We start from the raw sequence: 25,324 nt of genomic DNA on the forward strand, positions 1-25,324 counted from the left end.
CGCCGAGCCCTGCCCGGCGAGGCATTCCCGCTCCCGCGCGGCACCGCCACGCGTCACCCGCGCCTCACCCGCGCGGCGGGATCAGGGCATCATCCAGCGCCGTCGCACGCTGCCACGCCGCGCGCTCGCGCAGGCGCTGCCCATACTCGGCGAAGGCCGTGCGCTCGGGCAGTGTCTTGAACATCTGCCCCCACAGGATCTGGCTGCCCACGTAGACATCGGCCGCGCTGAACTGCTCGCCGAGCAACCACGGCCGCGCATCGGCCGCCACCTGCTCCAGCGTGTCGACCACCTGCTCGAAGCTGCCATAGCCCACCGTGCCCGACCGCTCGGCCGGTGCCAGCAGTCCCAGTGCCTTGGCGCTGACCGCCGCCTCCACCGGGCCAGCGGCGAAGAACAGCCAACGCAGGTAACTGCCACGCAGTGGATCGTCATTGGCCGGGGCCAACCCGGCCTGCGGGAAGGCATCGGCCAGGTAGGCGCAGATGGCCGCGGCCTCGGTCACCACCACGCCCCGATGGACGATGGCCGGCACCTTGCCCATCGGGTTGATCGCCAGGTAGGCCGGGGCCTTGATGCTGTCGCCAAAGCTCAGCACCTCGGCCTGGTAGGGCTGGCCCACCTCCTCCAGCATCCAGCGCACGATGCGCCCGCGCGACATCGGATTGGTGTAGAAGACGATCTCGTCGCTGCTGTTGCCCATGCCGGTTGCTCCGCGAAAGGAATGCGGAGTCTAGCGCCGGGCCTGTGCATCCGCCGCGGCGGGCATCTCAGTCGCGCGGCGGCGGCGGGGGTGGCGGCTGCACGCCCTTGTCCTTCAGGCAGGCGTCCATGGCCTCGCGGTCATGGCCCTGCGGCGGCGCCGGCGGCTTGCCGCCCGTGTCACCGGGCTTGGGCAGCGTGATCCCGAGTGCGGTGGCGCATTCCTCCAGCGCCTGGGTGAATGCCGGATCCCGCGGCCGATGCCCGGGGTGCGGCGCACCCGGTGGCGGCTCGCGGTGTTCGCCCGGCGGTGCCTGGTCCGGCGCGCTGGCGTTGGCATCGTTCATCCAGGCACCGGCCACCAGCGCCAGCCCGAGCAGCGCGGCGGTGGCCGGTACATGCCCGCGCAGGGTTTCCATTGGCTTCATCGTTGTTGTCTCCGTTGTGGGCTAGGCGGCCGCAGCGTGCTGCAACGCGCCGGGAAGCGGCAGCAGGCGTGCGCGGATGCGGGCCTGCTGCCGTGGGGTGAACATCTGCTCGAACTTGCGGTGATCGCGCAGCGGGCCGGTGGCATCACGCTTCCAGGGTTCGTCGGCGCGTACCAGCGGCAGGCCGTGCGACGGGTGCCGCAGTGCGGCCGCGTCGCCGGGCAGGCCAAGGAAGGCACGCAGGCGCGCCAGCGTGGGGCCCGGTGCCTGCAGCACGTGTTCGTAACGCAGCAGCAGGTGGGCGGGATGTCCCTGCCAGCGCAGGCTTTCCTGCAGCGCGCGGTTCCAGCGGTCCACCGCCAGGTCCAGGTCGAGGAACGGTCGCCATGGCGGGTAGCGGTGTGCGGCGGCATGCAGCGACGCCACCACTTCCGCGCCATCCCGCACCAGGTGGATCACCCGCGCGCCGGCGACGTGGCGCTGGATCTGCGCCAGGTAGAACAGGTGGTCAGGCGTCTTCTCCAGCCACGCACCGGCGCCGTGCCGCGCGCAGTAGGCATCGAGCGCGGCCACGAACGCCTGCAGCTGCCGTTTCGCCGGCTGCCAGCGCGCCCTGGTGTCGATCGGACAGGCCAGCTCCGGGATGCCTTGCCATGCCCGCTGCACCTGGTGGCGCGGCACCCAGCCCAGGCCGGCCTGGCAGCGGCGGCGCAGCTGCTGCAGCTGGCGCCACGGCGGCCCCGCCGCGCGCGCCTGCCTCCGGTGGTCCTCGCTACGCAGCAGCCGCTGCACGAAGTGGGTTTCAGGCAACGACACCACCTGCGCCTGGGTGGCCAGCAGGTGCTGCAGCAAGGTGGTGCCCGAGCGCGGACACCCCACCAGGAAGCACCGGCCCGGCACGGCCGCGCTCATCGCTCGACCTCGGCCAACGGCAACGCCGCCGCACTGCGCGTCCAGGCCAGGACCTCACGCTGGAAGCGCCGGGCGAAGGCCTGGTCATTGCACAGGTAGTAGCTGCGCGCGGCGTGCGAGAGCCGCGCCAGCGCCGCCGCGTCCAGGGCCAGTGCCTGCTCGACCGCCGCGGCGATGCCTTCGCCGTCGACGAAGTAGCGGCGCGCCAGTCCGTCGGTCCGGCTGCCCGCCACCGGGATGTGGATGCCACGCTGCGCCGCCACCAGTTCGGCCATCGGCTCGGCGTCGGTCGTCAGCACCACCGCCCCCACGCTCAGCCCCTCCATCAGGTAGTGGCCGAAGCCCTCGGTCTCGGACGGGCACACATGGAACAGGCACTGGTTCTGCAGGGCCTGCAACGCGGCATCGTCGAGGTAGGCGATGCGGTGGTCGATGTTCGCCGCCACCACCTTGGCCGTGGCGATCTTCGGGTGCTGCACCACCACCAGCAGTGGCCAATGCGGATGCCGCTGCCAGGTGGCCAGCAGCGCCTGCGTACCCTTGGCCGAACTGCGCCCGGCCAGGTGCAGGAACACCCGCTGGCGTGGCACCGCCGCCTGCATCCGGTCCGGGCTGGTGAAGCCGATGTAGCGTGCGTCGCAGCCCAGCGCGTGGAAGATGCGTTCGGCATGGCGGGTCTTGCACAGCACCGCGTCGAAGGCCGGCAGCAGTGGCAGCCAGCGCTCCAGGAACCATTCCGGGTTGGGCACCAGCAGGTTGCGTTCGGCCAGCGGCAGGCAACGGCGGTAGACCCGCTCGGCGAACAGCTGCAGCGGCGCCTTGCCGTGCAGCAGCCGCCGGCCCCACAGGCCCAGCTCCTGCAGCCGCATGCGGCTGCGCCCGCCGATGCCCAGCCGCTCGACCCGGGCCTGCCCGGCCAGCAGGCCCGCCATCAGGTCCAGGTCCCGGCTCAGGCCCACCCCGTTCTCACGGCTGATCAGGCGTACTTGCGGAAGCCCCATCGACTGCACCCGGCGAAAAGAGGGCGCAGTCTGCGCACCCCCGATGGCCATGCGATGGCCCGCCCCTGGCACCGGCCACAAGCACTGACAAGCATTGACAAAGAGCGGCGCTATGATCGGCGGTCCGCCATACCGGCGCGGATGCCGGCACTCTTCCCTTCGCTGAAGGAACCCCATGTCCAGCCATATCCTGGTGGTCGACGATGATCCGGACCTGCGCCGCCTGATCGCCGATTTCCTTGCCCAGCACGGCTTCCACGTCGCCACCGCCGAGAACGCCGCCCAGCTGCGGCTGGCCGTGCGCGACCAGCGCCCCGACCTGATCGTGCTGGACGTGATGATGCCCGGCGAGGACGGCCTCAGCGCCGTGCGCCAGCTGACCAGCGAACGCAACCCGCCGCCGGTGATCATGCTCAGCGCGCTGGGCAGCGACACCGACCGCATCATCGGCCTGGAAGTCGGCGCCGACGATTACCTGTCCAAGCCCTGCAACCCGCGCGAGCTGCTGGCGCGCATCCGCGCCCTGCTGCGGCGGGCGCAGACCAGCGTGGAGCCGACCTCCTCGGCGCCGCACCCGATCTACGAATTCGGCGGCTGGCGGCTGGATGCCCTGCACCGCGACCTGCGTGACCCGGAGGGCACCTACATCTCGCTGTCCGACGGTGAGTTCACCCTGCTGCGCAGCTTCGTCGAGCATCCCCAGCGGGTGCTCAGCCGCGACCAGTTGCTCACCCAGGCCCGCGGCCAGGACTGCGAGGTCTACGACCGCGCCATCGACAGCCAGATCAGCCGCCTGCGCCGCAAGCTCAACGAGCGCGGCCACCCGGAACTGATCCGCACCGTCCGCAACGAAGGCTACCTGCTGCTGCCCACGGTCCGCCGTTTGTGAAGCCCCTACCGATCTTCGCCCGCACCTTCCTGCTGCTGCTGGGCGCGCTGCTGGTGGCCCTCGCGCTGGGCTTCGGGCTGTTGCTGACCCGGCCGCCGGTGCGGCCGGTGGGCGTGCCGCTGTCCGAGGTGGTGGCGCTGCTGTCCAGCCAGTTGCCCCCCACCAACAGCCGGCTGACCGTCACCGACAGCGCGCAACGCCCGGCCTGCCCGGATGGCCAGCAGGAAGACTGGTTCATGGGCCGGCGCCTGGCCGGCTGGATGAACGTCGACGTGGATGCCCTGCACTACTGCCGCGGCATGCGCCTGCCGGTACCGGTGGACGTCCTGCGCCAGAGCCGCCAATGGCAACGCCCGTTCGATCCGACCCGCCCGCCAGGGCATGGCCCCGGGCCCGGCCCGGGTTTCGATCCGGACGACCGCCCGCCGCCGGCGGCCGGCCAAACCCCGCGGCAGCCGCCCTCGCCCGACGACATCCGCCGCGCCAACGCGCCGCTGTTCGGTGACTTCTTCGTGGCGGTGCGCAAGCCGGACGGGCATTGGCGCAGCGTGACCCACCGCATGCCCGGCGCGCTGCCCAGCGTGGCGCGCCACGTGCTGGTGCTGTTCCTGCTCGGTGCGGCGGTGATGCTGCCGTTGGCCTGGTGGTTCTCGCGCGCGCTGTCGGCACCGATCCGCCGCTTCGCCCAGGCCGCCGACCGGCTCGGCAGCCATCCCGGCGCGCCGCCGCTGGACCGCAGCGGCCCGGCCGAGCTGGCCCGCGCCGCCGATTCGTTCAATGCCATGCAGGCCCGCATCAACCGCCTGCTGGACGAACGCACCCGCACCATCGGCGCGATCGCGCACGACCTGCGCACGCCGTTGGCGCGGTTGTCGTTCCGCCTGCATGCGCTGCCGGACGAGGCCCGCGACAAGGCCAGCGCCGACATCGCCGAGATGAACACCATGATCACCGCCGCGCTGGATTTCCTGCACGGGCAGTCACAGCACGGCCCACGCAGCCGCCTGGACTTCGCCTCGCTGGTGGAAAGCGTGGCCGGTGACCTGGCCGACACCGGGCACGATGTCACCGTCACCGCCTCCGAGCCGGCGCTGGTCAGCGGCGACCCGCTGGCGTTGCGCCGCGCCCTGTCCAACCTGATCGACAACGCCCTCAAATACGGCCAGCACGCGCGGCTGCGCCTGCAGCGCGAGGGCTGCAACGTGGTGCTGGACGTGGACGATGATGGCCCCGGCATCGACCCCGCGCGCGAGGACGAGTTGTTCCTGCCGTTCGCGCGTGGCGAGGAATCACGCAACCGCGATACCGGCGGCATCGGCCTGGGCCTGTCGGTGGCCCACAGCGTGGTGCTCGACCACGGCGGCACCCTGCGCCTGCGCAATCGCGACGATGGTGGGCTGCGGGCGACGCTGAGCCTGCCCTGCCTGTCACCGGACCTGGCCAACGGCTGAGCCGCCCATCGCCGCGCTCAGCCGTGCACGGGAAGGCAGGGCTGCACCGGCAACGGTCGGAACGGAGCGGCGGCGGGAAGCGGATTGCGCCCCGCGCCGGCTCAATAGGCGAAGGTCGTGAACACCGGGTCGATGTTGCCGTTCCATTCCCCATGGAACAGTTCCAGCTTGCGCTCGGCCGCGGTCTTGCCCGAATCCACGATTTCCTGCAGCACGTCCAGGAACCGCGTTTCGTCCTGGCCATCGCCATTGAGCGCGGCACGACGGCGCAGGCCGTCGCGCGAGATCTCCAGCGCGCGGCGCGCCAGGTCACGCACCGTGCCGTCGCGGAACGGCAGGTGCATCGCGTGCTTCGGCACGCCGTCACGCAGCGCGTGGCGCTCGGCCAGGCTGAAATCCTTGACCAGGTCCCAGGCCGCGTCCAGCGCGGTCTGGTCGTACAGCAGCCCCACCCAGAACGCCGGCAGCGCGCAGATGCGGCTCCACGGGCCGCTGTCGGCGCCACGCATCTCCAGGTACTTCTTCAGCCGCACTTCCGGGAACGCGGTGGTCATGTGGTCGGACCAGTCGCGCAGGGTCGGCAACGCGCCCGGCAGCACCGGCAGCCGGCCCTGCAGGAAGTCGCGGAAGCTCTGCCCGCTGGCATCGTGGTAGATGCCGGCGCGGTAGGAGAAGTACATCGGCACGTCGAGCAGGTAGTCCACGTAACGCTCGTAGCCAAAACCGTCCTCGAACACGAAGTCGAGCATGCCGGTGCGGTCGGCGTCGGTGTCGGTCCAGATGTGCGAGCGGTAGCTCAGGTAGCCGTTGGGCTTGCCCTCGGTGAATGGCGAGTCGGCGAACAGCGCGGTGGCGATCGGCTGCAGCGCCAGCGACACGCGGAACTTCTTCACCATGTCCGCTTCGCTGGCGTAATCAAGATTGACCTGCACCGTGCAGGTGCGGGTCATCATGTCCAGGCCTAGCGAGCCGACCTTGGGCATGTAGCTTTTCATGATCTGGTAGCGGCCCTTGGGCATCCACGGCATGTCCGCGCGCGCCCACTTGGGCTGGAAACCCATGCCCAGGAAGCCCAGCTGCATCTCGCCGGCCACCTGCGCCACCTCGTTGAGATGCGTGCCGGTTTCCACGCAGGTCTGGTGGAGGGTCTCCAGGGCCGCGCCGGACAACTCCAGCTGCCCGGCCGGCTCCAGCGACACCGACGCGCCGTCGCGCAGCAGCGCGATGGTGCGGCCGTTCTCCAGCACCGGCTCCCAGCCAAAACGGGTCAAGCCGGTCAGCAGTGCCTCGATGCCGCGGTCACCGTCGAAGGTCGGCGGGCGCAGGTCATCCAGCCGGAAGCCGAACTTCTCGTGCTCGGTGCCGATCCGCCATTGCGCCTTGGGCTTTTCGCCGGAAGCAATGCTCTGGACCAGTTGGTCGCGGTCAGTGATGGGGGTATCGGCGACGTGGCTGGGGCTCGACAAGGGCAGGCTCGCAAGGTTCTGTTCTGGGCGGGGATGTGGGGACCCGGCCCCGGCATCACAAGTGCGCACTATATCGCGGAGCCCGTTATCCACCGGTCACCGTGGCGGTTTTCAGCATCCCACCGGCAACGGCTTGACCGGCCCCTGCCGGCGCCCCGGACCCGCCGCCGGCGCGGCATGCAGCTGATAACGCGTTTGATTCCGCTGGCCCCGGGCCATGCGTCCTACACTGCCCGGCATGACTCGCACCCCGCATCGCGAAATCCACCGTTCCGACCGCGTCGGCTGGCTGCGTGCCGCCGTGCTGGGCGCCAATGACGGCATCGTCTCGGTCGCCGGCCTGGTGGTCGGCATCGCCGCCAGCGGCGCCCCGGCCTCCACCGTGCTGGCCACCGGCGTGGCCGGCACGGTTGCCGGCGCGATGTCGATGGCCGCCGGCGAGTATGTCTCGGTGCAGTCCCAGGCCGACACCGAACACGCCGACCTGGCGGTCGAGCGCCGCGAGCTGCACGAGGACCCGCACAGCGAACTGCAGGAGCTGGCGATGATCTACCGCCAGCGCGGCCTGTCGCCGGAACTGGCCCAGCAGGTCGCCGAGCAGCTCACCGCGCACGACGCGCTGGCCGCGCATGCCCGCGACGAACTGGGCATCACCGAGGAACTGCGCGCCCGCCCGCTGCAGGCCGCGTTGGCTTCGGCCGGTGCCTTCATCGCCGGCGCGGCCCTGCCGGTGCTGACCACGGTGTTGGCCCCGCATGCACACGTGGCACCGATCACCACCGCGGCTACCCTGGTCGGGTTGAGCATCACCGGCGCGCTGGCCGCGCAGGCCGGCGGCGCACCCGTGCTGCGCGGTGCCTTGCGGGTGATGTTCTGGGGTGCGTTGGCTATGTCCGCAGCCGCCGGCATCGGTCAGTTGTTCAATACTGCGGTCTAAGCCATGAACCTGCCCGCCGACCATGCCACCCAGGTGCTGGCCCAGTTTGCCTCGTTGGCCGACTGCCAGTTCGCCAATGGCTACGCCTGCATCACCGCCCGACGCGAACACGGTGCCAGCTCGGTGGAGATTCCACAGCCGCAGTTCGCCATCCTGCTGCAGGGGCGCAAGCAGGTCCGTACCGCCCAGCAGTCGCTGGATCTGGGGCCGGGGGATCTGTTCGTGGTCACCCGCCGCTGCCGCTTCGACGTGGTCAACAGTCCCGACCCCGACACCGGCAGGTATGTGAGCGCCATCGTGCCGTTCTGTCCCGATGTACTCAGCGCCGCGCGGATGTTGTGGAACGAACCGCTGCCCGAACCCGGGCAGGCGCTGGCCGTACAGCCGCTGCACGAACACGCCCCGATCCTGCTGCAATGGCGGCAGGCATTGCGCGAAGCCCGTTACAGCGAGGCCCGCTCGGCGCTGGCCACCTTCACCCTGACCCTGTGCCGGCGCGGTCTGGGCGGCCTGCTGATTCCCCCCGAACCCGGCCTGGGCGAACGCATCCGCGATCTGGTCGCCGCACAACCGGAACGCGACTGGCAGTCGCGCGATTTTGAACAGCATCTCGGCATCAGCGGCGCCACCCTGCGGCGACGTCTGGCAATGGAAAAACTCGGACTGCGCGAGCTGGTCGTCGATGCCCGTCTGGCCCATGCCATGCAGCTGCTTTACACCACCCGGCTGCCGCTCAAGACGGTGGCCGCACGCTCCGGCTACAGCTCGCTGGCCAGCTTCAACAAGCGCTTCGTCGACCGCTACGGCATGGAACCGGCAGACATCGGCAACGACTGAGCACCACGAGCGGTTCGCGCACCATTCTGAGCGGAACGCCCGCCGCAACCGACGCACCATGCAGACACCGCGGCGCCGCCGCAAACGGATGAAACCTGCATGTCCCCACGTTCAAAGCGCTCACTGACAGCTCTCCTGCTGTTGGCCGCCACCTGCGCCGGCAGCGCCCAGGCCGGCACCTCGCACACCCCCGACCGACAGGTCCCGGGCGTCTATCACCAAACAATCGGCGCGCTGCGGATCACCGCGCTGTTCGACGGCACCGTGGCGCTGGGCCGACAGGAAATGGCCGGCGTGGACACCGCGACCGTCACCCGACTGCTGGACCACCGCTACGTCCCGGAGAATGATCAGGGCCTGCAGACGGCGGTCAATGCCTTCCTGATCCAGAACGGCAATCACCTCACGCTGATCGACACCGGCACCGCCCAATGCTTCGGCCCGGGGCTGGGCCAGGTACTGGGCAATCTGCGCGCCGCCGGTTACGACCCGGCCGAAGTCGATGAGGTACTGCTGACCCACGCGCACCCGGACCATATGTGCGGGCTGCTCGACGCCGACGGCAAACCGGCCTATCCGACCGCCACGGTCTGGCTGTCACGCGCCGATGCCGACTACTGGCTGGACCCAGCCAGCGAGACCGCCGCACCGAAGCGCGTGCAGGCCGCGTTCCCGCTCGCCCGCAAGGCCGTCGCCCCGTACGCGGCCAGCGGCCGCCTGCATCGCTTCGTACCGGCCGATACTCTGCCCGCCGGTATCAGCGCACTGGACAGCCACGGTCATACGCCCGGCCACACCTCCTACAACGTGGACGCAGGCAACGGCCAGCAACTGCTGGTGTGGGGCGATCTGGTGCATTTCCATGCCGTGCAGTTCGCCCGCCCCGACGTGTCCTTCGAGGCGGACAGCAATCCCGAAGCGGCCATCGCCAGCCGCCGTCGCATGCTGGCCGAGGCCGCCGACAAGGGATGGTGGGTCGCCGGTGCGCACCTGCCTTTCCCGGGCCTGGGCCACGTCCGCCGTGAAGGCGAGGCCTACGCCTGGGTACCGGCCGAATTCTCGCCGCTGACGCCATGACAGACCGGCCCTGCCCCCTCGCTTCCGTACGGCGAGGGCCATGACCGGCCCGTTACCTTCCGCACGACGAAGGGCATGACCGGCCCCTCCCTTTCGCGCAGCGAAGGAACATGACCGGCCCCCTCCCTTTCGCGCAGCGAAGGGGAGGGTCGGGGAGGGGTGCCTTGGCGGAAACCACCACCCGGCAGCACCGGGCCGCGCGGCGGCGGCCCTGCCGATGGCCTGCGTGCCGGGCAGGGCTCAGCCCTGCGGGGCCGGCGCTTCCTCGGCCGGCGGGTTCAACCCCAGCCAACCACCGATGATCGTGCGGGCCTCTTCCACGCCCTGCTTCGACTCACCGGAGAACACCTGCACGCTGACCGTATCGCCGAACTTGGCGTGCAGCTCCTTGCGCACCTTCTGCAGCGTCTGGCCCTGCTGGCCACGGCCGAGCTTGTCGGCCTTGGTCAGCAGCGCGTGCGCGGGCAGGCCGCGCTGCACCGCGTAACCCAGCATCTGCAGGTCGTATTCCTTCAGCGGGTGACGGATGTCCATCACCACCACCAGCCCCTTCAGGGCATTGCGGGTGCGGAAGTACTTGTCGATGAAAGCCTGCCAGTGCGCCTGCAGCTCCAGCGGCACCTTGGCGTAGCCGTAGCCGGGCAGGTCGACCAGATGCGCCTCGGGCGTGATCTGGAAGAACACCAGCTGCTGGGTGCGGCCCGGTGTCTTGGAGACGCGGGCCAGGGCGTTCTGGCGGGTCAGGGCGTTGAGGGCGCTGGACTTGCCGGCGTTGGAGCGGCCGGCGAAAGCCACTTCGGCCCCTTCGTCGTCCGGCAATTGCCGGGCATTGTGGGCCGAGAGCAGGTAACGGGCGCGTTCGATGAGCTGTGACATGCGCATAGGATCGCATGTTGCGGTGCCGCGCGTGGTTCACGCTGCCCTGCAGCACCGCCCTGCCCCGGCTTTTTTGCTGCACTGCTTCGTTGACCCTGCCGCAAAACGGCGTTGATAATCCGACCGATGCCGGCGCACAGCCCCGCCCGGCCGGTCCACACGGAGCTTCCGCATGCGCCATGCTCGTGTTCTTGCCGTTACCGCGTTAGTCGTTCCCGTCATTGCCGCTGTTGCCTTTGCCCAGAGTTCGGTCGTCCCGGTCCCGGACAACGCGCCGGTGCAGACCGCCTCGCTGGAGGTCGATTTCAGCAAGACCAAGCCCGGCGACGCCAAGGCCGGCGAAGCCAAGGCCTCCACCTGCGCCGCCTGCCATGGCGCCGACGGCAACTCCGCGGTGGAGATCTACCCCCGCCTGGCCGGCCAGAGCGAGCGCTACATCGCCAAGGAAATGGCCCTGATCGCCAACGGCCAGCGCAACGAAGGCGCGGTCGCGGCGATGCTGCCCTTCGTGCAGGGCCTGACCCCGCAGGACATGCGTGACATCGGCGCGTTCTTCGCCACCCAGAAGCCCGGTGCCGGCGTGGCCGACGATGCCGCCGTCGCCGAGGGCCCGTATGCCGGCATGAAGTTCTTCGAGATCGGCCAGAAGCTCTACCGCGGCGGCGACGCCAGCCGCAACATCCCGGCCTGCATGGCCTGCCACGGCCCCACCGGTGCCGGCAATCCCGGCCCGGCCTACCCGCATATCGGCGGCCAGCACGCCGGCTACGTGGCCCAGCGCCTGCAGCGCTACCAGTCCGGCCAGACCCAGGAAACCGACGCGGCCCAGTTCAGGATCATGCAGCAGGTCAGCCATGCGCTCACCGAGCAGGAGATCCAGGCGCTGGCCAGCTACATCCAGGGCCTGCATGATCGGGCTTCGGACGCCAAGGTGGTTGCCGCCGCCTCGCAACCCTGACCCTGCCGGTCGCTCCGGCGACCCGGCAACTGCACGATACGCAGACACGCCGGCCGCAAGGTCGGCGTCGCTTTTTCCACTGGAGACTCCCCCATGACGTTGTTCCCCCGCCTGATCCTGCTGTTGTGTGCCCTGCTCCCCCTGGCCGCCTGCGCGGCCAGCAATGCCACCCCGGTCGAGGGCCAGGACTACGAGTTGATCGAACAGCCCGGCCCGTTTGCGCCGCTGGCCGGCAAGATCGAGGTGGTCGAAGTGTTCGGCTACACCTGCCCGCATTGCGCCCACTTCGAGCCGCAGCTGGAAGCCTGGGCCGCCAAGCTGCCGGCCGACGTGCGCTTCACCCCGGTACCGGGCGCGTTCGGCGGCTATTGGGATGCCTACGCCCGCGCCTTCTACGCCGCCGAGCAGGTGGGCGTGCTCAAGCGCAGCCATGCCGACGTGTTCAAGGCCCTGCATGAGCAGCGCAGCCTGCCGGTCCAGAATGTCTCGCCCAGCGAACTGGCCAACTTCTACGCCAGCTACGGTGTGCAGCCGGACCGCTTCATCGAGGCCCTGCGCAGCGAGGCGGTCGAGCAGAAGGTCCGCAATGCCCGGACCTTCGCCCAGCGCGTACGCGTCCCGGGCACCCCGGCGCTGATCGTCAACGGCAAGTACCTGGTGCGGGGCGCGACCTTCGATGACCAGCTCCGCATCGCCAGCGCCCTGATCGCCCGCGAACGCGCCGGCGGCGGCAGGGCCCGCTGAGACATTGCGATCCATGGCTGGGCCGATCTGCCGGTTCAGCCAAGCCTGTCGATAATGGCATCATGCGAGCGCCAGCCGCGACGCTGCGGCCTGAATGCATCCAAGAATCCCGCTGGAGATCCCACCCGATGAAGATCCGCTTCGCCCTGGCCCTGACGGCCCTGCTTCCGTTGATGGTTGCCTGCAAGGCCCAGGACGGCACCGCCGACACCACCGCCCCGGCCACCACTCCGGCAGCCCAGACCACCCCGGAAGCGGCCCCGGCCGCCACCGAAGCCGCTCCGGCAAGCGAGGCCGCCCCGGCCGACGCTGCCGCCAACACCCCGGTGCCGGCACCGGCGCGTCCGGTCGGCCCCGAGCCGGTGGCAGGCACCGACTACGTCGCCATCGAAGGCGGCCAGCCGTTCCAGCCGGCCACCGGCAAGGTCGAGGTGACCGAGATCTTCGGCTACGTCTGCCCGGCCTGCGCCCGCTTCCAGCCGCTGGTGAACTCCTGGAAGGCCGGCCTGCCGGCTGACGTGAACTTCGTCTATGTCCCGGCCGCCTTCGGCAGCATGTGGGACAACTACGCCCGCGCCTTCTATGCCGCCGAAACCCTGGGCGTGCAGGAAAAGACCCATGACGCGCTGTACTCGGCCATCCACATCGAGCAGACCCTGAAGGGCGAGCGCGGCATGGACACCCCGGAAGACATCGCCAACTTCTACGCCAAGTACGGCGTGCAGCCGAAGACCTTCACCGACACCATGGCCAGCTTCTCGGTGGCCGCCAAGGTCAACCGCGCCAAGCAGTTCGCCCAGCGCAGCAAGATCACCGGCACCCCGTCGCTGATCGTCAACGGCAAGTACCTGGTCAAGGGCAAGAGCTATGAAGACATGCTCCGCATCGCCGACCACCTGATCGCGCGCGAACGCGCCGCCAACGCCCAGTAAGGACACCAGGGCCTCGGAAACGGGGCCCTTGGTTTTGCACGTCGTGAAATCCCAGACCCAGACATTGCGGTTGCTGACGGCCAACATCCAGGCCGGCTCCAGTACCCGCCGCTACAGCGACTACGTCACCCGCAGTTGGTCCCACGCCCTGCCCGCCGGACAGAAGCGCTCCAGCCTGGACGCCATCGCCAAGCTGGCCAGTGGCCGCGACATCGTGGGCCTGCAGGAAGCCGACCCCGGCAGCCTGCGCTCGGGCTTCACCAACCAGACCCATTACCTGGCCGAGCGGGCCGGCTTCAATTACTGGAGCCACCAGCCGAACCGGCGCATGGGCGGCGTCGCTTCCAGCGCCAATGGACTGCTCAGCCGGCTGGAGCCGGTCGAAGTGCAGGACCATGCCCTGCCCGGCCGCCTCGGCGGGCGCGGCGTGCTGGTCGCCCGCTTCGGCGATGGCGACCAGGGCCTGACCGTGGCGGTGGCGCACCTGTCGCTGGGCATGGCTTCGCGCCTGTCGCAGCTGGACTTCATCTCCGACCTGCTGTCCGACCTGCCCAATGCCGTGCTGATGGGCGATTTCAACTGCATGGCCGACCGGCCCGAGATGCGCGTGCTGTACCACAAGACCCGCTTGCAGCCGCCCAGCTGCAACGTGCTGACCTTCCCGAGCTGGGGCCCGGACCGCGCCATCGACCACATCCTGCTCACCGACAACCTGAAGATGGTCGACACCCGCGCGGTCGCTGCGGCGCACTCGGACCACCTGGCGGTGGAAATGGAAGTCCAGGTCCCGGGCGAGAGCCTGCGCTGAGGCCAGGCAACGCGGCAACGAAACGAACGAAACGAAGGCCGGCATTGCCGGCCTTCGTCATTTCATGGCGGTTCCCGCCGGCATCGGCGGGCCTGCCCGCGTGCGCCACCCCCGCCTGCTCAGCGCACGAAGCTGATCCGCTGCATGTGCGCGTTGCTGGCATCGGCCAGCACCTGCGCCATCACCTCGTACTGCGCGTCGGGCGAAGCGTCGATCCGCAGCTCCGGCAGGTTGCCGGCATGCGCCTGCGCCTGTTCCTGCAGTTGCGCCTGCAGCGTGGCGCGGCCGATCGGCTGCCCATTCCAGAACAACTGGTTGCCGGCATCCACGCGCAGCTCGATCGGCGGCGGTGGATCCGGGCGCGGGACCCACCGCTCGCTGCGCTGCGGCAGGTCGACCGGGATGGGAACGGCCACCATCGGCGCGGTGACGATGAAGATGATCAACAACACCAGCATCACGTCCACCAGCGGGGTGACGTTGATGTCGGCCAACGGACGTCCGGAATTGCCTGCCGCACTGAATGCCATGTCCAGTTCCCCGGGGCGAGGCCGGTTGCCTCGGATCCAACGCTACGCCGCTGCCGGAGCAATGCCATCGCGGTTGGCATGCCCGTTCAGCCCGCGTTGGCGTGAGGAGGCCCGTTCCATTCATCCACCAGTTGGAATGTCGCTCGGTCGTTGACGCCGCGGTCGGTATCCTTCGGCCATGAAGCATTTTTTCCTGACGCCACTGGCCGCCCTTTCCCTGCTGACCGGCTTTGCCGCCTGCGCACAGAACCTTGATGCCCAGCGCGCGACGATGCGCAGCGCCATCGACAACGCCGAACGCGGCCAGTTCGATGCCAATGCCGCCGCCAGCCTGCGCAATCACCCGCTGTACGGCTGGCTGGAGTACAGCGCCCTGCGTCGCAACATCGACACCTTGGGCACGCCGCAGGCGCAGGACTTCCTCAAGCGCTACCAGGGCCAGGCGGTGGCCGAGACCTTCCGTGCCGCCTGGCTGCCGGCGCTGGCCCGCCGCCAGGATTGGCCGACCCTGCTGGCCAACTGGAAACCCGGCAACGATGCCGGCCTGCGTTGCGCCGAACTCAACGCCCGCCAGGCCACCGGCAAGGCCGACGCACAGTGGACCAGCGATGCGCAGGCGTTGTGGCGCAGCAGCGGCAAGTCGCTGCCCGATGCCTGCGACCCGGTGTTCGCGGTGCTCGCCAGCCGCGGCGGCCTGTCACCGGCGCTGCGTTGGGAACGCATCGATGCGGCCGCCGATGCCCAGCAACCGGCGGTGATGCGCGCCGCCGCACGTGGTCTGCCGGCCGCCGAGTTGGCCCAGGCCAATGACTACGCCGCCTTCGTCGACAAGCCCGACGCCCGCGCACTGAACTGGCCGAAGAACGAGCGCAGCCGCCGCATCGCCACCGACGGCCTGCAGCGGCTGGCCAAGGCCGACCCCGGCGCCGCCGAGCAGCAGTTGCCACAGTACGCGCAGGCGCTGGGATTGAGCGCCGAACAGCAGGGCCAGGTGCTGTATGAGATCGCACTGTGGACGGTGGCCTCCTACCTGCCGGATTCGGCACGCCGGCTGGCTGCGGTGCCCGAATCGGCCTACGACGAACGCCTGCACGAATGGCGCACCCGCGAAGCCATGGCCCGCGGCGACTGGCCGGCGGCATTGGCAGCCATCCGCAGGATGCCGGCGACGCAGCGCAATGATTCGCGCTGGCGCTGGTTCGAGGGCCGGCTGCTGGAGAAGACCGGCCGTCCCGGCGAAGCCACCGCGCTGTACCGTGCCGCCGCCACCGAACCGACGTTCCACGGCTTCCTGGCCGCCGACAAGCTCAAGCAACCCTACGCGCTGTGCCCGTGGAACCCCGGCGACAGCGCACAGGCCAAGGCAACGGTGGCACGTGACCCGGCACTGGTCCGTGCGATCGAACTGTTCAGGATCGAACGCCCAACCTGGGCGGCGCGCGAGTGGGCCGACGCGCTGACCCGCTTCGATGACACCCAGCGCCGCCTGGCCGTGGAAGTGGCCAGCACCAACGGCTGGTTCGACCGCGCCGTGTTCGCGCTCAAGGGCGCGCAGGAACAGCGCCTGTACACGCTGCGCTTCCCGCTGCACCACGACGACACCATCCGCCGCGAAGCCAGTCGCAATGCGCTGGACCCGGCCTGGGTGGCCGCCGAGATCCGTGCCGAGAGCATCTTCAACCCGAAGGCGCGCTCGCCGGCCAATGCCATGGGCCTGATGCAGGTGCTGCCGGCCACCGGTGCCAGCGTCGCCAGGAGCATCGGCCTGAGCGGCTACGGCGGTGCGGCCAGCCTGTACGACTCGGACACCAACATCACCCTGGGCACCGCCTATCTGCGCCAGTTGATGGACAAGTACGGCGGCCAGCCGTACGTCACCATCGCCGCCTACAACGCCGGCCCCACCCCGACCGCGCGTTGGCAGACCCAGCGCCCCAACTACGACCCGGATTTCTGGATCGAGACGATCAGCTACAAGGAAACCCGCGAGTACGTGGCGCGCGTACTGGCCTTCAGCGTCATCTACGACTGGCGCCTCAACGGCAACGCGTTGACCCTGAGCGACCGCATGGTCGGCAAGGTCGACGGGGCACGCAAGGCATTCACCTGCCCCACGCCCTGACCAACGCCGCATGGCCAAGCGCAGCCATGCGGTGCTGAAGCGTTGCCCTGGAGTCCTGCCGGGGACGGCCCGGCACTACCCTTGACGCGCCCTGCGCCGCATCATGTCGGCATGAAGATCTATCTTGTAGGCGGCGCGGTCCGCGACGCACTGCTCGGCCAGCCGGCCGGTGACCGTGACTGGGTGGTGGTCGGCGCCACGCAATCGGACATGGAAGCGCGCGGCTTCAAGGCCGTGGGCAAGGATTTCCCGGTGTTCCTGCATCCGGACAGCGGCGAGGAATACGCGCTGGCACGTACCGAACGCAAATCCGGGCGCGGCTACCGTGGTTTCGTGGTCGACGCCGACCCGTCGGTGACGCTGGAAGAAGACCTGCAACGCCGCGACTTCACCATCAACGCCATCGCCCGCGACGAGACCACCGGTGAGCTGGTCGACCCCTGGGGTGGCATGCGCGACATCGAGCGGCGCGTGCTGCGCCACGTCGGCCCGGCCTTCATCGAAGATCCGCTGCGGGTGCTGCGCGCGGCCCGTTTCATGGCCCGCTTCGCCCCGCTGGGTTTCACCCTGGCCCCTGAAACCGCCGAATTGATGCGGCAGATGGCCGCCAGCGGCGAACTCGACGCGCTGGTGCCCGAGCGCATCTGGCAGGAGCTGCGCCGCACCCTGGCCCTGCCACGGCCCTCCGCGTTCCTGCGCTGCCTGCACGATACCGGCGCACTGAAGGCGATCCTGCCCGAACTCGATGCGCTGTACGGCGTGCCGCAGCGCGCCGAGTTCCACCCGGAGGTGGACACCGGCATCCACCAGGAAATGGTCAGCGACATGGCCGCGCGGCTGGCGCCGGGCGACGACCTGATCGGCTTCGCCGCGCTCACCCATGACCTGGGCAAGGCCCTGACGCCCAGCGACGAACTGCCGCGCCACATCATGCACGAGCAGCGCGGGCTCAAGCCGTTGGCGGCGCTGTGCGAGCGCCTGAAGGTCCCGACCGACCATCGCCAACTCGCCGAAGCAGTGTGCCGCGAGCACCTCAACGTGCACCGCATCGACGAACTGCGCGACGCCACCGTGCTCGAGCTGATCCAGCGCTGCGACGGCTTCCGCCGCCCCGAGCGGATCGCGCAGATGGCGCTGGCCTGCGAATGCGACAAACGCGGCCGGCTCGGCTTCGAGGACGGCGACTATCCGCAGGGGCAGACGCTGCAGCGCCTGCACGCCGCCGCATTGGCGATCAACGCCCGCGACATCGCCACCGCAGGCCTGCACGGCCCGGCGATCGGTGAAGCATTGAACAAGGCGCGGGTCGCCGCGATCCACAATGCCCGGAGCCAACCGTAGCCGGGGATGAACTCCCGGCTCGTGGCGCCCGCCACGCGGTCAACACCGCGCCGCTGCAGGAGCGGCTTCAGCCGCGAAGCCCGGGATGAAGAGGCAAGTGCTGCCGCATGCAATTGCATGATCTTTGGCGAGTTGTCGCATCAGCGGCTTCGCGGCTGAAGCCGTTCCTACGTGGAACTCGCATGAAGCCTGCGAAAAGGTCATCCCGACAGCACCGCGATGCCGGGCGCCCCTGATGCGCGACGTCAGATCTTCAGATAGATCTTCCGCCGGTCCATCCATGCCATCGGCAGCCACCACAACGCGACGAACGCCAATGCCATCGCCAGCGACGCGCCCTGCGCGCCGGCCAGCGGCGTGATCCAGCGCTCGAATACGTGCGTGTACAGCCAGCCCCAGCTACCGGTGGCCATCATCGCAAGCACCATCGCCGAGGAGCCGGCGTAGGCGGTGATCGCGTTGACGCCGAAGCGTCGGCCCAGCGCAGGCCAATGGCGGATATCGATCAGCACGTGCGCCAGCCACAATGCCGCGAACGCCCAGCCCGCGGTCCACAGCACGTAGGAGGGTGTCCACAGGTTCTTGTTGAACGACAGCCACATCGACCACACCGCGCCCAGCGCCAACAGCACGCCCGCACCCGGCAGCAGGCGCGCGGGGCGTGTACGCAGCAACGCACCGGCCTGCAGGCCGATCAGCGTCGATGCCAGCGCGCCCAGCGTCGACAGCAGGCCTTCCGGATCGTGGCCGTGGCCGGTGACCGGGTCGTATTGGTACAGCAGCGAACCAAACAGCGCGGTGTCCACGCGACTGGGCAGGTTGAGCCAGGGCGCCAATGAACCGCCCGCGGCCAGCAGCAGCGCGTAGCCCGCCAGCAGGCCGAACAGGCACAGCCACTGAGCGCGCGGTCGCAGCCAGATCGCGACCATGCCCGCCACCGCGAAACAGATGCCGATCCGCTGCAGCACGCCCCACGGCCGGTAGTGGGCCAGGTCCAGCCACCACCAAGCCAGCAGGTGCAGCAGCAGGCCCAGGCCAAGGATGCGCAGTGCGCGCACCAGCACCGTGCGGCTCAGCGCCGCGCGGTCGGCGCCCTGCTCCACCCGTGGCACCACGCCCAGCGCGATCGACACGCCGACGATCACCAGGAAGAACGGGAACACCAGGTCGGTCGGCGTGCAGCCGTCCCACTCCGAATGCAGCAGCGGCGCGAACACATGCCCCCAGCTGCCGGGGTTGTTGACCAGCAGCATCGCGGCCACGGTGAGGCCACGCAGGGCATCAACCGAGGCATAACGCAGGGGTTTGCTCATGGCGATCAGGCCTGTTCTGGTTGACCGGCAATCCAGGTGGCCCGCACCTGCAGGGCCTCATCCAGCAACACGAAGTCCGCCGCGTAGCCGGCGGCGATATGCCCATACCGCTCGCCCAGACCAATGAACCGGGCCGGGTAGGTCGAAGCCATGCGCGAGGCTTCTGCCAGCGGCAGGCCCAGCAACTGCACGGTGTTGCGCACGGCCGTGGCCATGTCCAAAGCCGAGCCCGCCAGCGAGCCGGCGGCATTGCGCACCACGCCATCGACGGCGGTGATCACCTCCCCGTACAGCTCGAAGGCCGGGCTGTCCGAGCCGACCATCGGCATCGCATCGGTCACCAGGAACACCTTGCCGCGCGGCTTGGCCGCCAAGGCCACGCGCAGGCTGGCCGGGTGCACGTGCACGCCGTCGACGATCACGCCACACCAGCTGTGGGGGTCCTCCAGCGCGGCACCGACGGTGCCGGGGTCACGCCCCTGCAACGGTGACATCGCGTTGTACAGGTGGGTGAAGCCGCTGACACCGGCATCCAGCCCGGCGCGGATTTCCTCGTAGGTCGCCGCGGTGTGGCCGGCCGCGACGATGGCGCCGTTGGCCACCATCTGCGCGATGGTTTCCACCGGCACGCGTTCGGGTGCCAGCGTGATCAGGGTGACGCCGTTGTCCAGCGCGGTGGCCATGCGTACTTCATCGGCATCGGGCACGCGGAACTTGCCGGCATCGTGCGTGCCCTTGCGGGCCGGCGCGATGTACGGGCCTTCCAGGTGGATGCCAAGCACGCCGGGCACCTTGGCGGCGATGGCATCGCGGGTGGCCTGCACCGCACGCGCCATCACCTCGGCGTCGTCGCTGATCAGCGTCGGCAGCATGCCGGTGGTGCCGAACCGGCGGTGGCCGGCCATCATCGTGCGCAGCGCATCGACATCGGTCTGGTTGTTGAACAGCGCGCCACCGCCGCCGTTGACCTGCACGTCGATGAAGCCCGGCATCAGCCAGCCACCGCCCAGATCGACCTGGACATCGGCCGCCTGCAGCGACGCGTCGTCATCGGCGAGCACCGCGACGATGCGGCCGTCCTCCACCACCACCGCGACGTCGTCGCGGAAGTCCTCGCCGGCAAGGATCCGGCCGTTGCGCAGTACGGTGTTCATCAGACCGTTTCCGTGACCTTGTTCAGGTGCGGCGGCAAATCCGGATTGTGGCCTCGGCGCAGGGCCAGCGCGTTGATGGCCCGGTAGAAGCTCTGGATGGTAAGCAGCGGCGCGCACAGCGGGTGCGGCGCGACGATGGTCGGCAGGCTGCCGCCTTCGCCGGCCAGCCACACCTGCGCGCCACGCGCGGCGAACTCCTCGGCCACGGCGCGGGTGCCACTGCCGGTTTCATCCGGCTGGGCGAAGGCCAGCACCGGGAAGTCGCGGCCGACCAGCGCCATCGGGCCGTGCTTCACTTCCGCCGAGCTGTAGCCCTCGGCGTGCAGGCCACAGGTTTCCTTGAACTTGAGCGCGGCCTCCTGCGCGGCGGCCAGGCCCGGGCCGCGGCCCAGCACGAACAGGTTGTGGGCATCGACCAGGCCATCGGTCAGCGCGGTCCAGTCGCATTCCCAGGCCTGGGACATGGCGGCCGGCAGGGCGTCGAGCGAAGCGATCAGCGCCGGATCGTTCTTCCAGTAAGCACCGAGCTGCAGGATCGCGGCCAGCGAGGCCAGGTAGCTCTTGGTCGCCGCGACGCTGCGCTCGGCACCGGCGCCCAGCGGGATCACCGTGTCGGCCAGCTGCGCCAGCGGCGAATCCTCGACGTTGACCAGCGCCACCACGCGCGCGCCGCCGGCCTTGGCGGCCTCGGCGTTGCGCAGCAGGTCCGGGCTCTTGCCCGACTGCGAAATCACGATGTACAGCGCGCTGCGCACCTGCAGCGGCGCTTCGTAGACCGAGCCCACCGACGGCGACGCCGAGGCGGTCACCAGGCCCAGCTGGGTCTCGAACAGGTACTTGCCATAGGTTGCCGCGTGATCGGAACTGCCGCGTGCGCAGGTGACCACGAACGGCGGCGGGTTCTGCCGCAGGTCGCTGGCCAGTGCCTGGACCACCTCGCGGTTGCGCGCGAACTGGGCGGCGATGACCGAGGCGCTTTGCGCGGCCTCGTTGAACATCAGGGTTTGCGTCTCACTCGGCAGTGCCATGGATCGTTACTCGGAAAGGTCGGGGGGGGATGAGGGAGGCCGCGCCGGCTGCTGCCGCAACGGTGCGGTGGAACCGCGCACCACCAGCTGCGGCACGAAGCCCTGGTTGTGCAGCTGCACCGGGGCGTCGTCATAGGCATCGGTGCGCAACTGGCTGATCAGCAGCCGCGCGGCATGCCGGGCGATGTCGCCGGTGGCCTGCTTGGCGGTGGTCAGCGCCGGCCACGACTGGCGCGAGAACGGGCTGTCCTCGAAGCCGGCGATGGACAGGTCGTACGGCACGTTGAGCCCGGCTGAATTGGCCGCGGCCAGCACGCCGGCGGCGATCTCGTCGTTGGAGCCGAAGATGGCGGTGGGCGGCTCGCGCAGCGCCAGCAGGCGGCGTGCCCCCCGGAAGCCATCGTCGAAGGTGTAGTCGCCCGGGATCACCAGGTGCTTGTCCAGCGGGATGCCGTAGTCCTTCAACGCGGCCTCGTAGCCGGCGTAGCGCTCACCGCTGGAGTGGTGCGAGGTACCGCCCCACAGGAAGCCGATGCGCTGGTGGCCGAGCTGGATCAGGTGCTCGGTGATCTCGTAGGCGGCGTCGCGGTCGTCGACGAACACGCACGGGCCATCGCCCGGGTCCTCGGTGGCGGCGATGATGCGCACGTTCTTGATCCCGCGCGCGTTCAACGCGGCGACCAGCTCCGGCCGCTCGGACATCGGCGCGGTCAGCACCAGCCCGGCCAGGCGCGAGCGCTGCACCCAGTCGGCCAGCTCCTCGGCCAGCATCGGCGAGGTGGAATCGCAGGGGTGGATCTGCAGGCCGAAGCCGGTTTCACGGCAGGCCGAGAGCACGCCGTTCTGCACGCCGATGATGTGGTACGGGTTCGGGTTGTCGTAGACCAGCCCGATCACGAAGGTGGTGTTGCTGCGCAGGTTGCGTGCGGACGGGTCCGGCTCGTAGTCCAGCTCGGCCACGGCCCGCAGCACCCGTGCCCGGGTGGCCTGCATCACCGAGGGTTCGTTGTTGATCACCCGCGACACGGTCTTCAGGGAGACCTTTGCCCGCTCGGCGACGTCCTTGATGGTGGGTCTGCGCATTACCGGTTCCCGCGTTGGCTCGATGGTCGCCATGATGCTTGATTCACGCGCCACGCGCCCTGCCCGCGTTGTGGCCCAGGGTGCCGAAGAACAGGATGTACAGGTAGCACGGGACCATCAGCGCGGCGAACACCAGCTGGAAGTGTTCCGGGTACGCATGCTTGAGCAGGGCGAAGGCCTGCGGGATGATCGCGCCGCCGGCGATGCCCATCACCAGCAGGGCCGAGCCGGTCTGGGTGAAGCGGCCCAGGCCGCGGATGGCCAGCGGGAAGATCGCCGGCCACATCATGGCGTTGGCGAAACCCAGCGCGGCGACGAACCCCACCGAGACATAGCCGTGGGTGAAGTAGGCGCCCAGGGTGAACACCACGCCCAGCACCGCCGACACCGCCAGGTACTTCTCCTGCGAGATGAAGCGCGGGATCAGCACCAGCCCGGCCACGTAGCCGACCAGCATCGCGAACAGGGTGTAGGACGTGAACAGCTTGGTCTGGTCCAGCGGCAGGCCGAAGGCATTGCCGTAGGTGCCGATCGCGTCGCCGGCCATCACTTCCACGCCGACGTACACGAACAGGCACAGCACGCCCAGCCACAGGTGCGGGAACTGGAAGATGCTGCGCCGGGCGGCCTTGCCATCATTGGCGGCGGCATTGGCCTGGTCCGGCTTCACTTCCGGCAGCGGCGAGAACAGCACGCCCACGGCGACCAGCAGCAGCACGCCGGCGATGGCCATGTACGGGGTGTGGATCTTGGCGGCGAAGGCATTCAGCAGCTCGGTCTTGGTGGCCGCGTCGGCCGCCTGCACCTGGGCTTCCAGGTCACCGATGCCGTGCAGCACCAGCGAGCCGATCACCACCGGCGCGAGGATGCCGGCGATCTTGTTGCAGATGCCCATCAGCGCGATGCGCTGGGCCGCCCCCTCGATCGGGCCGAGGATGCTGATGTAGGGGTTGACCGCGGTCTGCAGCAGCGCCATGCCGCCACCGATCACGAACAGCCCACCCAGCGCGCCGCCGAACCAGCGGCGGGTGGCGAACTCGCCGAAGGCCATCGCACCGACCGCCATCACCGCCAGGCTCAGCGCCAGGCCCTTCTTCATGCCGGTGCGGTTGAGGATGAACGAGGCCGGCAGGGCCAGGAAGAAGTAGGACAGGTAGAACACCATCAGCACGAGGAAGGCCGAGACCTCGCTGACGTCGAAGGCCAGCCGCACGAAGGTGATCAGCGGTCCGTTGATCCAGGTACAGAAGCCGATGATGAAGAACAGCACGCCGACGATGGCGATGGACGACAACGTACTGGTGCGCGGCGGATAGGCGGGAACAGCAGACATGGGCAAGGCTCCTGCGAATGCGGGATACGGATCGGGGCCGCTCGGGAAGACGTGGGAACAACGTTGTCACATTTATGGTTTGCTGCTGACGGATTTGTCAACAACGCGTGATCGCCCAACCGATACTTGCATTTGAGAGCAATCGGCGCGAACGCCGGAGGGATCAGGCTTTCCCTCGCAAAACCCCTATACGTCGGCATGCCATCGCCGGGGACGGCGGGAAATCGCTTTCCCGCGAGGTTTGCGCAATCGCGCTGCGGCGCAGCATCGAAAGTTTTAATTATTCGTTGACATCGTTGTCAGAACGATTACAGACTCGGCCCCCGAACGGCGCCCCCGACGGGCGCTCCCATGCCATAGGGAAACCGAGTGACTGCAGTCGCCCCCCCGCTACAGAGCACCCGCCCTGCGCTCGCGCCCCGGCCCTTCTTCGCGGCCGACGTCGGCGGCACCCACGTCCGCGTGGGCCTGATCCAGGCCGGCAGCGGGCTGGGCCCGGCCGTGGAGGTGCTGTCCTACCGCAAGTACCGCAACGCCGATTACCCCGGGCTGGGCGCGATCCTAGCCGACTTCGCCAGCAGCCAGCCGCCGGTCGCCGAGTGCGTCATCGCCACCGCCGGCTACGCGCTGCCCGATGGCACCGTGATCTCCGCCAACCTGCCCTGGCCGCTGTCGTCCAACCGCATCCGCGAGGACCTCGGCTTCGACGCCGTCCATCTGGTCAACGACTTCGAAGCCGTCGCCCATGCCGCCGCGCACATCAACGGCAGCCAGGTGCTGCAGCTGACCGGCCCGGCCGAGGCCCCGCGCGGCCCGACCCTGGTGGTCGGCCCCGGCACCGGCCTGGGCGCGGCGGTGTGGATCCCGGTCGGCAACCGCTCGGTGGTGTTGGCCACCGAGGCCGGCCAGGCCTCGCTGGCCGCCAGCACCGAGCTGGAGATGGCGGTGCTGCAGCAGATGCTGCGTGGCCGCAGCCACGTCTCCATCGAGCACGGCGCGCTGTCCGGCCCGGGCCTGCTCAACCTCTACACCGCCCTGTGCGCGGTGCGCGGCGTCGCCCCCACGCATGCCACGCCGGACGCGGTCAGCGCCGCGGCCTGCGACGGCAGTGACCCGCTGGCGGTGGAAACCCTGGAACTGTTCTGCGGGATCCTCGGCTCCACCACCGGCGACATGGCCCTGCTCTATGGCGTGCAGGGCGGCATCTATCTGGCGGGCGGGATCCTGCCGAAGATCAGTCAGTTCCTCTTGAACAGCACCTTCGTCGAACGCTTCCTCAACAAGGGGCCGATGGGCAAGGCGCTGCAAAGCATTCCCGTGAAGCTGGTAGAGCACGGGCAACTGGGCGTGATCGGCGCGGCCAGTTGGTATCTGGAAAAGTCGGCCACCTGAGCCTTCGCAG

24 protein-coding genes are annotated in these 25,324 nt (G+C 69.4%); 12 read left to right on the top strand and 12 right to left on the bottom strand.

The genetic code is table 11. The annotated features are described in order from the left end of the window. Positions 1–64 precede the first annotated feature (64 nt). From IB227_RS12440 to IB227_RS12455, 4 genes are all read right to left on the bottom strand, one after another. Complete coding sequence (locus tag IB227_RS12440) at positions 65–703, bottom strand: glutathione S-transferase family protein (protein WP_192287653.1); 639 nt, start codon at positions 701–703, stop codon at positions 65–67. Positions 704–770: 67 nt separating this feature from the next. Further along, entirely contained in the window at positions 771–1,130 is a 360-nt protein-coding gene (locus IB227_RS12445) for a hypothetical protein (RefSeq protein WP_192287654.1), read from the bottom strand. Positions 1,131–1,151: 21 nt separating this feature from the next. Beyond that, the gene (locus tag IB227_RS12450) at positions 1,152–2,042 is read right to left on the bottom strand and encodes a sulfotransferase (RefSeq protein WP_192287655.1); all 891 of its coding nucleotides are present in this window, start codon (positions 2,040–2,042) and stop codon (positions 1,152–1,154) included. Beyond that, positions 2,039–3,043, bottom strand: coding sequence for a glycosyltransferase (locus IB227_RS12455; RefSeq protein ID WP_225591812.1), 1,005 nt, complete (start codon positions 3,041–3,043; stop codon positions 2,039–2,041). Before IB227_RS12455 ends, IB227_RS12450 begins: the two co-directional genes overlap by 4 nt. 175 nt (positions 3,044–3,218) lie before the next feature. Between IB227_RS12455 and IB227_RS12460 the strand changes: the two genes are divergently transcribed. Beyond that, positions 3,219–3,932: a response regulator gene (locus IB227_RS12460; RefSeq protein WP_132865631.1), complete on the top strand. Its 714-nt coding sequence runs from the start codon at positions 3,219–3,221 to the stop codon at positions 3,930–3,932. Further along, the gene (locus IB227_RS12465; RefSeq protein WP_192287657.1) at positions 3,929–5,383 is read left to right on the top strand and encodes a HAMP domain-containing sensor histidine kinase; all 1,455 of its coding nucleotides are present in this window, start codon (positions 3,929–3,931) and stop codon (positions 5,381–5,383) included. The genes IB227_RS12460 and IB227_RS12465 overlap by 4 nt, the downstream gene beginning before the upstream one ends. Before the next feature lie 101 nt (positions 5,384–5,484). Here IB227_RS12465 and IB227_RS12470 read toward each other — a convergent pair whose 3' ends face one another. Continuing rightward, positions 5,485–6,849, bottom strand: a complete 1,365-nt coding sequence (locus tag IB227_RS12470) for a glutamate--cysteine ligase (RefSeq protein ID WP_192287658.1) — start codon at positions 6,847–6,849, stop codon at positions 5,485–5,487. 238 nt (positions 6,850–7,087) lie between these two features. Here IB227_RS12470 and IB227_RS12475 point away from each other — a divergent pair, with 238 nt between their 5' ends. From IB227_RS12475 to IB227_RS12485, 3 genes are all read left to right on the top strand, one after another. Further along, positions 7,088–7,786: a VIT family protein gene (locus tag IB227_RS12475; protein WP_192287659.1), complete on the top strand. Its 699-nt coding sequence runs from the start codon at positions 7,088–7,090 to the stop codon at positions 7,784–7,786. 3 nt (positions 7,787–7,789) lie between these two features. Next, a complete protein-coding gene (locus tag IB227_RS12480; RefSeq protein WP_192287660.1) occupies positions 7,790–8,623 on the top strand; it encodes an AraC family transcriptional regulator in 834 nt (277 codons plus the stop codon). A 99-nt stretch (positions 8,624–8,722) separates the two neighbouring features. Further along, on the top strand, positions 8,723–9,700 hold the full coding sequence (locus tag IB227_RS12485; protein WP_192287661.1) for an MBL fold metallo-hydrolase: 978 nt from the start codon (positions 8,723–8,725) through the stop codon (positions 9,698–9,700). 240 nt (positions 9,701–9,940) lie between these two features. Here the strand turns inward: IB227_RS12485 and yihA are convergent, their stop codons facing one another. After that, positions 9,941–10,576, bottom strand: a complete 636-nt coding sequence (yihA, locus tag IB227_RS12490) for a ribosome biogenesis GTP-binding protein YihA/YsxC (RefSeq protein ID WP_192287662.1) — start codon at positions 10,574–10,576, stop codon at positions 9,941–9,943. A 172-nt stretch (positions 10,577–10,748) separates the two neighbouring features. Here yihA and IB227_RS12495 point away from each other — a divergent pair, with 172 nt between their 5' ends. From IB227_RS12495 to IB227_RS12510, 4 genes are all read left to right on the top strand, one after another. Continuing rightward, entirely contained in the window at positions 10,749–11,534 is a 786-nt protein-coding gene (locus IB227_RS12495; RefSeq protein ID WP_132865638.1) for a c-type cytochrome, read from the top strand. A gap of 93 nt (positions 11,535–11,627) precedes the next feature. After that, a complete protein-coding gene (locus IB227_RS12500; protein ID WP_192287663.1) occupies positions 11,628–12,278 on the top strand; it encodes a thiol:disulfide interchange protein DsbA/DsbL in 651 nt (216 codons plus the stop codon). A gap of 128 nt (positions 12,279–12,406) precedes the next feature. Next, positions 12,407–13,210: a thiol:disulfide interchange protein DsbA/DsbL gene (locus IB227_RS12505; RefSeq protein WP_192287664.1), complete on the top strand. Its 804-nt coding sequence runs from the start codon at positions 12,407–12,409 to the stop codon at positions 13,208–13,210. 70 nt (positions 13,211–13,280) lie between these two features. After that, positions 13,281–14,018, top strand: a complete 738-nt coding sequence (locus tag IB227_RS12510) for an endonuclease/exonuclease/phosphatase family protein (RefSeq protein ID WP_132866222.1) — start codon at positions 13,281–13,283, stop codon at positions 14,016–14,018. Between the two features lie 119 nt (positions 14,019–14,137). Here the strand turns inward: IB227_RS12510 and IB227_RS12515 are convergent, their stop codons facing one another. Further along, complete coding sequence (locus IB227_RS12515) at positions 14,138–14,548, bottom strand: biopolymer transporter ExbD (RefSeq protein ID WP_192287665.1); 411 nt, start codon at positions 14,546–14,548, stop codon at positions 14,138–14,140. A gap of 178 nt (positions 14,549–14,726) precedes the next feature. On the opposite strand from IB227_RS12515, the gene IB227_RS12520 reads away from it, so the two are divergent. Continuing rightward, entirely contained in the window at positions 14,727–16,670 is a 1,944-nt protein-coding gene (locus IB227_RS12520; RefSeq protein WP_192287666.1) for a transglycosylase SLT domain-containing protein, read from the top strand. Positions 16,671–16,781: 111 nt separating this feature from the next. Further along, complete coding sequence (locus IB227_RS12525) at positions 16,782–18,011, top strand: multifunctional CCA addition/repair protein (protein WP_192287667.1); 1,230 nt, start codon at positions 16,782–16,784, stop codon at positions 18,009–18,011. 245 nt (positions 18,012–18,256) lie between these two features. Here IB227_RS12525 and IB227_RS12530 read toward each other — a convergent pair whose 3' ends face one another. From IB227_RS12530 to IB227_RS12550, 5 genes are read right to left on the bottom strand one after another with little or no spacing between them, the layout of a single operon-like run. Continuing rightward, positions 18,257–19,324, bottom strand: a complete 1,068-nt coding sequence (locus tag IB227_RS12530) for a DUF5009 domain-containing protein (RefSeq protein WP_192287668.1) — start codon at positions 19,322–19,324, stop codon at positions 18,257–18,259. Positions 19,325–19,329: 5 nt separating this feature from the next. Next, on the bottom strand, positions 19,330–20,478 hold the full coding sequence (gene nagA / locus IB227_RS12535; RefSeq protein ID WP_192287669.1) for an N-acetylglucosamine-6-phosphate deacetylase: 1,149 nt from the start codon (positions 20,476–20,478) through the stop codon (positions 19,330–19,332). Next, a complete protein-coding gene (locus IB227_RS12540; RefSeq protein ID WP_192287670.1) occupies positions 20,478–21,506 on the bottom strand; it encodes an SIS domain-containing protein in 1,029 nt (342 codons plus the stop codon). The genes nagA and IB227_RS12540 overlap by 1 nt, the downstream gene beginning before the upstream one ends. Positions 21,507–21,512: 6 nt before the next feature. After that, complete coding sequence (locus tag IB227_RS12545) at positions 21,513–22,589, bottom strand: LacI family DNA-binding transcriptional regulator (RefSeq protein ID WP_132865647.1); 1,077 nt, start codon at positions 22,587–22,589, stop codon at positions 21,513–21,515. A gap of 43 nt (positions 22,590–22,632) precedes the next feature. Further along, on the bottom strand, positions 22,633–23,922 hold the full coding sequence (locus IB227_RS12550) for a sugar MFS transporter (protein ID WP_132865648.1): 1,290 nt from the start codon (positions 23,920–23,922) through the stop codon (positions 22,633–22,635). Between the two features lie 369 nt (positions 23,923–24,291). Here IB227_RS12550 and IB227_RS12555 point away from each other — a divergent pair, with 369 nt between their 5' ends. Next, complete coding sequence (locus IB227_RS12555; protein ID WP_192287671.1) at positions 24,292–25,314, top strand: glucokinase family protein; 1,023 nt, start codon at positions 24,292–24,294, stop codon at positions 25,312–25,314. The last annotated feature ends 10 nt before the right edge of the window (positions 25,315–25,324 follow it).

It is taken from the genome of Stenotrophomonas sp. STM01 (genome assembly GCF_014852135.1).
Classification (GTDB): Bacteria; Pseudomonadota; Gammaproteobacteria; order Xanthomonadales; family Xanthomonadaceae; genus Stenotrophomonas; species Stenotrophomonas capsici.